Annotated in this window: 9 protein-coding genes and 1 pseudogene; 7 read left to right on the top strand and 3 right to left on the bottom strand. The window is 73.1% G+C overall.

Annotated elements, in window-relative coordinates:
• Together AB0F11_RS09165 and AB0F11_RS09160 are read left to right on the top strand one after the other, a co-directional pair.
• Positions 1-646 (top strand): 4-alpha-glucanotransferase (locus AB0F11_RS09165; protein WP_362169971.1); only part of this gene is annotated, 646 nt, incomplete at its 5' end.
• Positions 647-666: 20 nt separating this feature from the next.
• Positions 667-906, top strand: a complete 240-nt coding sequence (locus AB0F11_RS09160) for a hypothetical protein (protein WP_362169969.1) — start codon at positions 667-669, stop codon at positions 904-906.
• Between the two features lie 162 nt (positions 907-1068).
• Here AB0F11_RS09160 and AB0F11_RS09155 read toward each other — a convergent pair whose 3' ends face one another.
• Positions 1069-1563 (bottom strand): MarR family transcriptional regulator, encoded by a 495-nt coding sequence (locus AB0F11_RS09155; RefSeq protein WP_362169967.1) that lies wholly within the window; start codon positions 1561-1563, stop codon positions 1069-1071.
• 107 nt (positions 1564-1670) lie between these two features.
• Here AB0F11_RS09155 and AB0F11_RS09150 point away from each other — a divergent pair, with 107 nt between their 5' ends.
• From AB0F11_RS09150 to AB0F11_RS09135, 4 genes are all read left to right on the top strand, one after another.
• Complete coding sequence (locus AB0F11_RS09150) at positions 1671-2966, top strand: MFS transporter (protein ID WP_362169965.1); 1296 nt, start codon at positions 1671-1673, stop codon at positions 2964-2966.
• Between the two features lie 131 nt (positions 2967-3097).
• Positions 3098-4087 carry an EamA family transporter gene (locus tag AB0F11_RS09145; protein ID WP_362169963.1) on the top strand — a complete coding sequence of 330 codons (990 nt, stop codon included), beginning with the start codon at positions 3098-3100 and terminating at the stop codon, positions 4085-4087.
• A 52-nt stretch (positions 4088-4139) separates the two neighbouring features.
• Positions 4140-5066, top strand: coding sequence for a DMT family transporter (locus tag AB0F11_RS09140; RefSeq protein WP_362169986.1), 927 nt, complete (start codon positions 4140-4142; stop codon positions 5064-5066).
• A 10-nt stretch (positions 5067-5076) separates the two neighbouring features.
• Positions 5077-5985: a LysR family transcriptional regulator gene (locus AB0F11_RS09135; protein ID WP_362169961.1), complete on the top strand. Its 909-nt coding sequence runs from the start codon at positions 5077-5079 to the stop codon at positions 5983-5985.
• A 96-nt stretch (positions 5986-6081) separates the two neighbouring features.
• Here the strand turns inward: AB0F11_RS09135 and pepN are convergent, their stop codons facing one another.
• Positions 6082-8682 (bottom strand): aminopeptidase N, encoded by a 2601-nt coding sequence (gene pepN / locus AB0F11_RS09130; RefSeq protein WP_362169959.1) that lies wholly within the window; start codon positions 8680-8682, stop codon positions 6082-6084.
• Between the two features lie 159 nt (positions 8683-8841).
• Here pepN and AB0F11_RS09125 point away from each other — a divergent pair.
• Positions 8842-9057: pseudogene (locus AB0F11_RS09125) on the top strand (type II toxin-antitoxin system PemK/MazF family toxin); the annotation flags it as partial.
• An 86-nt stretch (positions 9058-9143) separates the two neighbouring features.
• On the opposite strand, the gene AB0F11_RS09120 reads toward AB0F11_RS09125, so the two are convergent.
• On the bottom strand, positions 9144-10175 hold the full coding sequence (locus AB0F11_RS09120) for an aspartate-semialdehyde dehydrogenase (protein ID WP_362169957.1): 1032 nt from the start codon (positions 10173-10175) through the stop codon (positions 9144-9146).
• Between the last annotated feature and the right edge of the window lie 111 nt (positions 10176-10286).

Here is a 10286-nt window from a genome sequence, read left to right as displayed (position 1 = left end):
CCTGGTCCTGGAGGCGCACCGGGCCGGCGCCCTCGTCATCGGCGAGGACCTCGGCACGGTGGAGCCGAGAGTGCGTCAGGCGCTCGCCGAGCGCGGGGTGCTGGGCACCTCGGTGCTGTGGTTCGAACGGGACTGGGTGGGCGACGGCCGGCCGCTGGCCCCCGCCCGCTGGCGGGCCGACTGCCTGGCCACCGCCACCACCCACGACCTGCCGCCCACCGCGGCCAAACTGGCGGGCGCCCATGTCGAGCTGCGCGACCGGCTGGGCCTGCTGACCCGCCCGCTCGGGCAGGAGAGCGCCGAGGACGCCGCCGACACCGCCGAGTGGCTGGACGTGCTGGCGGGGCTCGGCTTCGACACCAAGGGCGAGGAGGCCGCCGTGGCCGCCCTGTACGGCTTCCTGCTGCGCACCCCCGCCCGGCTGGTCGGCGTATGGCTGCCGGACGCGGTGGGGGACCGCCGGCCGCAGAACCTCCCCGGGACCTGGGACCAGTACCCCAACTGGCGGCTCCCGCTCGCGGACGCGGCGGGCCGGCCCCTCACCCTGGAGGCGCTGAAGGCCTCGCCCCGGGCGAACGCCCTGCTGAGCGCGGTGCGGGAGGGGGCGCATCCCCGTACGGCACCCCCGGGCGCGCGCCCCGTTTAGGTGTTCGCTACGTTTGCACCGTGGACAAGAAGAACGCTCTGCGCGCCGCGGCCGTCACGGCCGGATCTGCGCTGATGATGCTGCTGATGACGTCTCCCGCGCTCGCGGTGACCCGCGACGACGGCGACGACCCGGGCCAGGGCATTAGCGCCGGCGTGACGATCGGCCTGTACGTGGTCCTGCCGGTCGTCATCTTCCTGGTCATCGCGGGCCTCGTGATGGTCGGCGACAAGTCGCGCAAGCAGCAGAAGCAGGGCTGACCCGCCGCCGGGGCGGCAGCACCGCTCCGGCGTTCTCAGTACCTTTCACATGACTTCCGGGGCGCCGGAGGTCCGCGGGCCGATGCCGTCGGCCGTGGGGCGGACCTCCGGCGCCCCGTCGTGCGCCCGGACGGGCGCCTCCGCCGGCCCGTGCATACGGGCCTAGACCGCGGCCAGCAGCTTGCGGAGCAGGCGCGACAGGACGGCGACCTCCTCCTGGCTCAGCCCGGTCAGCGCCGCCCGCTGCACCTCGACCCCGGCCGTGACCGCCTCGTCGATGAGGGCGAGCCCGCGGTCGGTGATGGTGACCTGCAGTCCGCGCCGGTCGTGCGGGTCGGGCTTGCGGCACAGCAGCCCGGCCTTCTCCAGCTTGTCCAGGCGTCCGGTCATGCCGCCGGTGGTGAGCATCAGCGTGGCCGACAGCTGGCGGGGTGAGAGCGTGAACGGCTCACCCGAACGCCGCAGCGTCGCCACGACGTCGAACTCGCCGCGTGAGATCCCGTACCGGCCGTAGGCGTTGTCCATGGCGTCGCCCATGGCCTTGGCGATCCGGTAGATGCGCCCGAAGAGCTCCATGGGGGCGGTGTCCAGGTCCGGGCGCACGGCGGCCCACTGGTCGATGATCGCGTCGACGGCGTCCTTGTTGGCCTCGTTCATGGCGGCAGTATCCCGATTCCCCTCGATCGTCCGCAAGAAAGTTGCTTGACGAAAAGTAGCTTAGGAGTAAGCTACTTGCTATCAACCTACTTGGGGGGCGGGGCGTTATGAAGGTCCAGGACCGGGTGCAGGGCGAGCGGCCGCTGCTCGTCGGCATCGGTATCAGCGCGATCGGGATCGGCATGTACGTGCCCTTCTCCCTCGTCTTCTTCCACCAGGTCACCGGCCTCTCCTTCGCCCTCGTCGGCCTGGTCCTGACCGTGACCGGCCTCGCCGGGCTCGCCGCCATGCCGCTGGCCGGCTCGGCCGTCGACCGCTTCGGCGCCAAGCGGGTCAACCTGCTGCTCTACGGGCTGCGCGCCCTCGGCTTCGCGCTCTACCCGCTGGCCCACTCGCTGCCCGCCTTCGCCGCGGTCGCGCTGGTCACCGCCCTCGCCGACCGGTCGTTCCCGGTGGTCCAGCAGTCCCTGATCGGCGAGGTGGCGCGCGGCTCCGCCCGCGACCGGCTCCAGGCCTCCCTGCGGGCCCTGCAGAACGCCGGGATGGGTGCGGGCGCCCTGCTCGTCTCCGGGGTGCTGGGGCTGTGGGGGACCGGCGCGTTCACGTACACCGCCTGGGGCAACGCGCTCGCCTTCGCCCTCGCCGGGCTGCTCGTCGCGCGGGTCCGCACGGTGCGCGGGGAGCAGCCGGCCGGTGCGGCGCGGCCGCAGGCCGGGTACCGGATGGTGCTGCGCGACCGGCCCTTCCTCGGGCTGACCGCCGCCAACTTCCTGACCGCGCTGGGCTACTCGGCCCTCTCCGTGCTCTTCCCGCTCTACATCGCGACCTGGCTGCACGGCCCCGACTCCGTCACCGGCGCCGCGTTCACCGTCAACACCGTCCTGTGCGCCGGGATCGGCGTCCTCGTCGCCGGCCGGGTCCGCCGCTCCGGAGCCCGCCGGACCCGCTCCGCGGCCCTCGGCTCGCTGCTCTTCGCCGCCGCCTTCGTCGGGCAGATCGTCCTCGGCACCGTCCGCCCCGGGCAGCGCGCCACCCTGGTGGCCCTGCTGGCCATCGTCGTCGTCTACACCCTCGGCGAGCTGGTGCACAGCCCCTCCGGCGGCGCCCTGTCCGTCTCCTCCGCCCCCGAAGCCGTCCGCGGCCGCTACCTGGCCACCTACCAGCTCTCCTACTCGCTGGCCACCGCCCTCGCCCCCTCCCTGTTCACCTCCCTGCTGTCCGTCGACGGCCGCCTGCCCTGGGCCGTCCTCGCCCTCGCCGCGGCCGGCGCCGCCCTCGCCCTGCTCCGCCTTGAGCGGCACCTGCCCGCCGAGGCCGTGCACGCCGAGCCGCCCGCCGCCGCCGTGGCCGCGGCTGCGGCCGGCGCCCGGCTGGGCGCCCCGCAGGCCCCGGCCGCCGCCTGACCGGCCGCCGCCTGACCGGCCGCCGCCTGACCGGCCGTCGCCTGACCGGCCGTCGCCCCAGCGGCCCGGACGCCGCCGCGCCCGCACCGTCCTCCACCGTTCCTCACAGCTCTTCCGAGGAGTCACCTGCCATGAAGCGCCTCGCCACCGTCGCCCTGACCGCGCTCGCCCCCGTCTCCTGGGGCACCACCTACGCCGTCGCCACCGAACTGCTGCCGCCCGACCGGCCGCTGTTCACCGGCGTGATGCGGGCCCTGCCCGCCGGGCTGCTGCTCACCGCCCTCTCCCGGACCCTGCCCACCGGCAGGTGGTGGTGGAAGTCCGCGGTCCTCGGCACGCTCAACATCGGCGCCTTCTTCCCGCTGCTGTTCCTCTCCGCCTACCGGCTGCCCGGCGGTGTCGCCGCCGTCCTCGGCTCCGCCGGACCCCTGTTCGTCGTCGGGCTCGCCGCCCTCCTGCTCGGGGAGCGGGCGCGGCTGCGGACCGTCCTGGCCTCCGTCACCGCCGCGCTGGGCGTGAGCATGGTCGTCCTCACCGCCCAGGCCCGGCTGGACGCCGTCGGCATCGCCGCCGGGCTCGTCTCCTCTGTCTCCATGGCCGCCGGCACCGTCATGACCAAGCGCTGGGGGCGGCCCGAGGGTGTCGGCCCGCTGGCCGTGACCGGCTGGCAGCTCACCGCCGGCGGGCTGGTCATCATCCCGGTCGCGGCCCTCGTCGAAGGGGCGCCGCCCGCGCTCGACGGCAGCGCCCTGCTCGGCTACGGCTACATGATGCTGATCAACACCGGGATCGCGTACTGGCTCTGGTTCCGCGGCATCGGCAAGCTCAGCGCCACCTCGGTCACCCTGCTCGGTCCGCTCTCCCCGCTGACCGCCGCCGTCATCGGGTGGGCCGCCCTGGGCCAGGACCTGACGCCCGTCCAGCTGCTGGGCATGGCGATCGCGTTCGGGGCCACCGTCACCGGGCAGCTGTTCGCCGCCAAGGCCGCCGCGCCCGCCGCACCCGCCGCCCCCGCCGTGTCCGCACCGGCGACCGCCACCGTACGCCGATCGTTCAGTTCTGCTGAAAAGACAGATCGAAACATTTCGATGGACCTGATCTATAAGGGGCTGCGACGGTAGGGACATCCCAGCCGAACACCAAGCCCCGAGGGGGAGACGCACCGTGGCCGTCATGGACCGGGTCCGCACCGCCGCCCACCACACCAGCACCACCGACACCGGCGCGGAGAAGGGGGCCGCCACCGGACTCGGCGTCCTCCTCGCGCTGGTCGCCACGGTGGTCTGGTCGGGCAGCTTCGTCGCCACCCGGGGCATGGCCGACAGCGTCCCGCCCGTCCAGGCCGTCTTCTGGCGGTGGGTCATCGCCGCCGTCGCGGTCGCCCCGTTCGCCGCCCGCCAGGCCTGGCGGCAGCGGGCGCTGATCCGCCGCCACCTCGGCTACACCGCCCTCGCCTCGCTGTTCGGGGTGGCCCTGTACAACACCCTGGTGCACCAGGCCGGGCTGACCACCTCCGCCTCCAACATGGGCATGATCATGGCCGCCTCCCCGGTCATCATGGCGCTGTACGCCCGACTCGGCGGCGAACGCCTCGGCGCCCGGCGCACCCTGGGCCTGCTGACCGCCGCCTTCGGGGTGCTGCTGCTCGTCGGCGACGGCTCGATCGGCTTCGACTTCGGCGCCGGCGACCTGTGGATGTTCGCCGCCGCCCTGTGCTTCGCCACGTACAGCGCCCTGCTCAGGCGCAAGCCCGCCGAACTCGGCGGCCTGGCCTTCCTGCTGACCACCTTCGTGCTCGGTGCACTGATGCTGGCCCCCGCGTACGCCGCCTCCCTGCACATCCAGGGCGGGTTCGAGGCCACGCCGGGCACCGCGGGCATGCTGCTCTACGTCGGCGTCATGTCCTCCGCGGTCGCCTTCTTCGCCTGGAACAAGGCCGTCTCGCTGATCGGCGCGGCCCGTGCCGGAGTCGTCTACTACCTCCAGCCGGTCTGCGTCGCCGGACTCGGCCTGCTGCTCCTCGGCGAGCGCACCGGCACCGCCCAGCTGCTGTGCATGGCGCTGATCCTGGGCGGCGTGGGCCTGGGGGCCCGGCGGTAGGTTCGGGCCCATGACCGAGTGGGACATCAAGAAGCTGCGGATCCTGCGGACCCTGGCCGAACGGGGCACCGTGACCGCGACGGCCGAGGCGCTGCACATGACGCCCTCGGCCGTTTCGCAGCAGCTGACCAACCTCGCCCGGCAGCTGGGCGTCGTCCTGCTGGAGGCGCACGGCCGCCGGGTCCGCCTCACGGACGCCGCGCACCTCGTCCTGCGGCACACGGACGCGGTCTTCGCCCAGCTGGAGCGGGCCGACGCCGAGCTCGCCGGGTACCTGGCCGGGGACGCCGGGGAGGTGCGGATCGGGGCCTTCTCCACCGCCGTGCCGGTGCTGGTCGTCCCCGCGGTCGCTGCCCTGCGCCGGACCCACCCGCAGGTGGAGGTACGGGTCCGGGAGACCGAGGCCGCCGAGTCCTACGAGCTGCTCTCCGCCGGGACGGTCGACCTGGCCCTGTCGCTCGCGGCCCACGCCCCGACCGCCCGCGACGCCCGCTTCACCCGGATGGTGCTGCTGGAGGACCCCCTCGACGTCGCCCTGCCCCCGGACCACCCGCTGGCCGCGGAGCCGGAGCTGCGGCTGGCGGACCTGTCCGGCGACCCGTGGATCTACGGGGGCAGCGGCCCCTGGCAGGAGATCGCCCGCAGCGCCTGCGAGGCGGCGGGCTTCGTCCCCGAACAGGCCCACGCCGCGGCCGGCTGGACCGCCATCCTCGCCATGGTCCAGGCGGGCATGGGCGTGGCCCTCGTCCCGCGCATGGTTTCCAGCCGCGCCTCGGGCGTCGCCGTCCGGGTCCTGGCCCACGACCGCCCCACCCGCCACGTCATCGCAGCCACCCGTCGCGGGGCGGAGACCGCCCCGGCCGTCGCCCGGGTGCTCACCGCCCTTCGGGAGGTGGCCGCGGCCCGGCGCGACCCGTGACGCGGCCGCCGTCGGGCCCGCCGCGCAGACGGGCGGGAATGCCGCGGGGCCCGGCGCGCCCTTGCGGGCGGGCACCGGGCCCCGCGGGGGTGTGCGTCAGGCGCGGCCGGCGGCGGCGTCCGCGGCCTGGGCCTTCAGGGCGCGCTCGACGCCCGAGCGGGACTCAGAGACCAGGCGGCGCAGGGCCGCGTTCGGCTCGGCCGAGGCCAGCCAGGCGTCCGTCGCGGCCAGCGTCTCCTCGGAGACCTGGAGCGAGGGGTAGAAGCCGACCGCGATCTGCTGGGCGATCTCGTGGCTGCGGCTCTCCCAGATGCCCTTGACCACCGCGAAGTACTTCTCCGTGTACGGAGCCAGCAGCTCGCGCTGGTCGGACTGGACGAAGCCGCCGATCACGGCCTCCTGCACCGCGTTCGGCAGGTCCGCGGACTCCACCACCGAGGCCCAGGCCGCGGCCTTCGCCTCGGCCGTCGGGCGCGCGGCCCGCGCCGTGGCCGCGTGGCGCTCGCCCGCCGCCGTCCGGTCGCGCTCCAGCTCCGCGGCGATCGCCGCCTCGTCCGCGCGGCCCGTCGCGGCCAGGCGCTCCAGGAACGCCCAGCGCAGCTCCGTGTCCACGACCAGGCCCTCGACCTCGGCCGAGCCGTCCAGCAGCGCCGCCAGGTAGGTCAGCTGGGCGTCGGTGCGGGCGGTCGCCGCGAAGGCGCGGGCCCACGCCAGCTGGTGGTCGCTGCCCGGCTCGGCGCCGCGCAGGTGCTCCAGGGTGGCCTCGGTCCAGGCCGCGAGGCCCTGCTCGCGCCACGCCGGGTCGGCGTACAGGTCCACGGCCAGCTTCACCTGGCGGTGCAGCGACTGGACCACGCCGATGTCCGACTCCTTGCCGATGCCCGACAGGACGAGGGAGAGGTAGTCGCGCGTGGCCAGCTCGCCGTCGCGGGTCATGTCCCACGCCGACGCCCAGCACAGCGCCCGCGGCAGCGACTCGGTGAAGTCACCCAGGTGAGCGGTGACGTTGGCCAGCGAGACCTCGTCCAGGCGGACCTTCGCGTACGACAGGTCGTCGTCGTTGAGCAGCACGACCGCCGGGCGGGTCCGGCCGACCAGCTCCGGCACCGCCGTCAGCTCGCCGTCGATGTCCAGCTCGATCCGGTCCGTGCGCACCAGGCGGCCGCCGTCGAGGTCGTACAGGCCGATCGCGATGCGGTGCGGGCGCAGCGTCGGCTGGCCCTGGGCGCCCGCCGGCAGCGCCGGGGCCTCCTGGGCGACCGCGAACGCGGTGATGACGCCGTCGGCGCCGGTCTCGATCCGCGGGCGCAGCACGTTGATGCCGGCGGTCTCCAGCCACGCCTTCGACCAGGCGGTCAGGTCGCGGCCCGAGGTCTCCTCCAGGGCGCCCAGCAGGTCCGACAGGCGCGTGTTGCCGAACGCGTGCGCCTTGAAGTACGCCTGCACGCCCTTGAAGAAGGCGTCCATGCCGACGTAGGCGACGAGCTGCTTGAGCACCGAGGCGCCCTTGGCGTACGTGATGCCGTCGAAGTTGACCAGGACGTCGTCCAGGTCACGGATGTCCGCCATGATCGGGTGCGTGGACGGCAGCTGGTCCTGCCGGTACGCCCAGGTCTTCATCGAGTTGGCGAACGTGGTCCACGCGTGCGGCCACTTCGTGCCCTCGGCGTACGCCTGGCAGGCGATCGAGGTGTAGGTCGCGAACGACTCGTTCAGCCACAGGTCGTTCCACCACTCCATGGTGACCAGGTCGCCGAACCACATGTGCGCGAGCTCGTGGAGGATCGTCTCGGCACGGGTCTCGTACGCCGCGTCCGTCACCTTCGAGCGGAAGACGTACTGGTCGCGGATGGTGACCGCGCCCGCGTTCTCCATCGCGCCCGCGTTGAACTCCGGCACGAACAGCTGGTCGTACTTGGCGAAGGGGTAGTCGTACGCGAACTTCTCCTGGAACCAGTCGAAGCCCTGCCGCGTCACGTCGAAGATCGCCTCGGCGTCGAGGAACTCGGCGAGCGAGGGCCGGCAGTAGATGCCGAGCGGTACGACCTGGCCGTCCTTGCCCTCGTAGGTGCTGTGCACCGAGTGGTACGGGCCGACGATCAGCGCGGTGATGTACGTCGAGATGCGCGGGGTCGGCGCGAAACGCCAGACGTTGTCCTTGACCTCGGCGGGCTCCGCCCCCTCAGGAACGTCCCGTGGGGAGTTCGAGACGACCGTCCAGCCCTCGGGGGCCGTCACGGTGAACTGGAACGTCGCCTTCAGGTCGGGCTGCTCGAAGCTGGCGAACACCCGCCGCGCGTCCGGCACCTCGAACTGGGTGTACAGGTAGGCCTGCTGGTCGACCGGGTCGACGAAGCGGTGCAGGCCCTCGCCCGTGTTGGTGTAGGCGCAGTCCGCGACGACCTTGAGCTCGTTGGCCCCGGCCTTCAGGCCCGCCAGCGCGATGCGCGAGTCCCGGAACACCGCGGCCACGTCCAGCGAGGTGCCGTTGAGGACGACCTCGTGCACGGCCGGCGCGACCAGGTCGATGAAGGTTTCCGCGCCCGCCTCCGCGGACCGGAAGCGCACGGTGGTCACGGAGGGGTACGTACCGCCCTCCTGCGCCCCGCTCAGGTCGAGGTCGATCTCGTAGGAGTCGACGGTCAGCAGCTGCGCCCGCTGCCGAGCCTCTTCACGGGTCAGATTCGTGCCAGGCACGCGTTCATCTCCTTCGATGGTGACGTTCCCGGCCATCCTTGCACGCGGGCCCGACCACCGCGCCGGTGTAACCCGAGGGCGAACGCTGCGTCGGGCCGCTGTGGGGTGGCACCCGCAGTAGCTCTGTTGGCAGCATCCAGGGTATGAAGATCAAACCGGATGGCGGACCGTGCCGGCCGGGTGGTTCTTGCCGTCGTTCCGGTGACTTCGAACGTCCAGCATCTCCGCACGTTCCAGATCTTCCTGGCCGCGGCGGACTGCGGTCTCGACCTCGACTCCAAGGCACGGTGCGAGCAGATCCGGGCGCTGGACCTGTCCAGGTTCGGACGGCGGATCGGCGCCGTACCCGCGCAGGCGTTGAAGGAGATCGACCGGGCGCTGCGCCGGCAACCGGCGCTCTGGCCGCAGACGCACCGAGGGCGGCACCGTGACGGTGCCGCCCTCGGTCGTGCGGGGCAGGGTCAGCCCTGCTGGAGCTCCTCGGCGACCAGCTCGGCGATCTGGACCGCGTTCAGGGCCGCGCCCTTGCGCAGGTTGTCGTTGGAGAGGAACAGCGCCAGGCCGTGCTCCACGGTCTCGTCCACGCGGATGCGGCCCACGTACGAGGCGTCCTTGCCGGCCGCCTGCAGGGGGGTCGGGATCTCCGACAGCTCCACGCCCGGGGCGTCCTTCAGCAGCTCGTACGCGCGCTCCACGCTGATCGGGCGGGCGAAGCGGGCGTTGACCTGGAGGGAGTGGCCCGAGAAGACCGGGACGCGCACGCAGGTGCCGGAGACCTTCAGCTCCGGGATCTCCAGGATCTTGCGGGACTCGTTGCGGAGCTTCTGCTCCTCGTCGGTCTCGAAGGAGCCGTCGTCGACGATCGAGCCGGCCAGCGGCAGCACGTTGAAGGCGATCGGGCGCTTGTAGACGCCGGGCTCGGGGAACTCGACGGCCTCGCCGTCGAAGGCCAGCTGGTCGGCCTGCTCGGCCACCGCGCAGGCCTGGGTGCGCAGCTCGGCGACACCGGCCAGGCCCGAGCCGGAGACGGCCTGGTAGGTGGTGGCGACCATGGAGAGCAGCCCGGCCTCCTCGTGCAGCGGGCGCAGCACGGGCATGGCGGCCATGGTGGTGCAGTTCGGGTTGGCGATGATTCCCTTGGGGCGGTCCTTGATCGCGTGGGCGTTGACCTCGGAGACCACGAGGGGGACCTCGGGGTCGCGGCGCCAGGCGGAGGAGTTGTCGATCACGACGGCGCCCTGGGAGGCGACCTTCTCGGCGAGGGCCTTGGAGGTGGCGCCGCCCGCGGAGAACAGCACGATGTCCAGGCCGGTGTAGTCGGCCGTGGCGGCGTCCTCGACGGTGATCTCCTTGCCCTCCCACTCCAGGGTGGAGCCGGCGGAACGGGCGGAGGCGAACAGCCGCAGCTCGTCCACCGGGAACTTGCGCTCGGCGAGGATGCTGCGCATGACTCCGCCGACCTGGCCGGTGGCTCCGACGATTCCAACCCTCACGGTGACTCCTTCTGGTGCGTACGACGCGGGCGCGCTGAGGCCATCATGCGTTCGACCCCACGAGGCTTGTCCAATCCATTGTCCGAGGAGCGGACCGGGTTCCGATTGTGA

Source organism: Streptomyces sp. NPDC032472 (genome assembly GCF_040636955.1).
Taxonomy (GTDB): Bacteria; Actinomycetota; Actinomycetes; order Streptomycetales; family Streptomycetaceae; genus Streptomyces.
The sequence above is the reverse complement of the archived record's forward strand: the minus strand, read 5'-3'. Positions and strand labels throughout refer to the sequence as shown.

Coding starts and splice junctions, on each gene's coding strand:
- AB0F11_RS09155 (WP_362169967.1), bottom strand. CDS start 1,563: ATGAACGAGGCCAACAAGGACGCCGTCGACGCGATCATCGACCAGTGG.
- AB0F11_RS09150 (WP_362169965.1), top strand. CDS start 1,671: ATGAAGGTCCAGGACCGGGTGCAGGGCGAGCGGCCGCTGCTCGTCGGC.
- AB0F11_RS09145 (WP_362169963.1), top strand. CDS start 3,098: ATGAAGCGCCTCGCCACCGTCGCCCTGACCGCGCTCGCCCCCGTCTCC.
- AB0F11_RS09140 (WP_362169986.1), top strand. CDS start 4,140: ATGGACCGGGTCCGCACCGCCGCCCACCACACCAGCACCACCGACACC.
- AB0F11_RS09135 (WP_362169961.1), top strand. CDS start 5,077: ATGACCGAGTGGGACATCAAGAAGCTGCGGATCCTGCGGACCCTGGCC.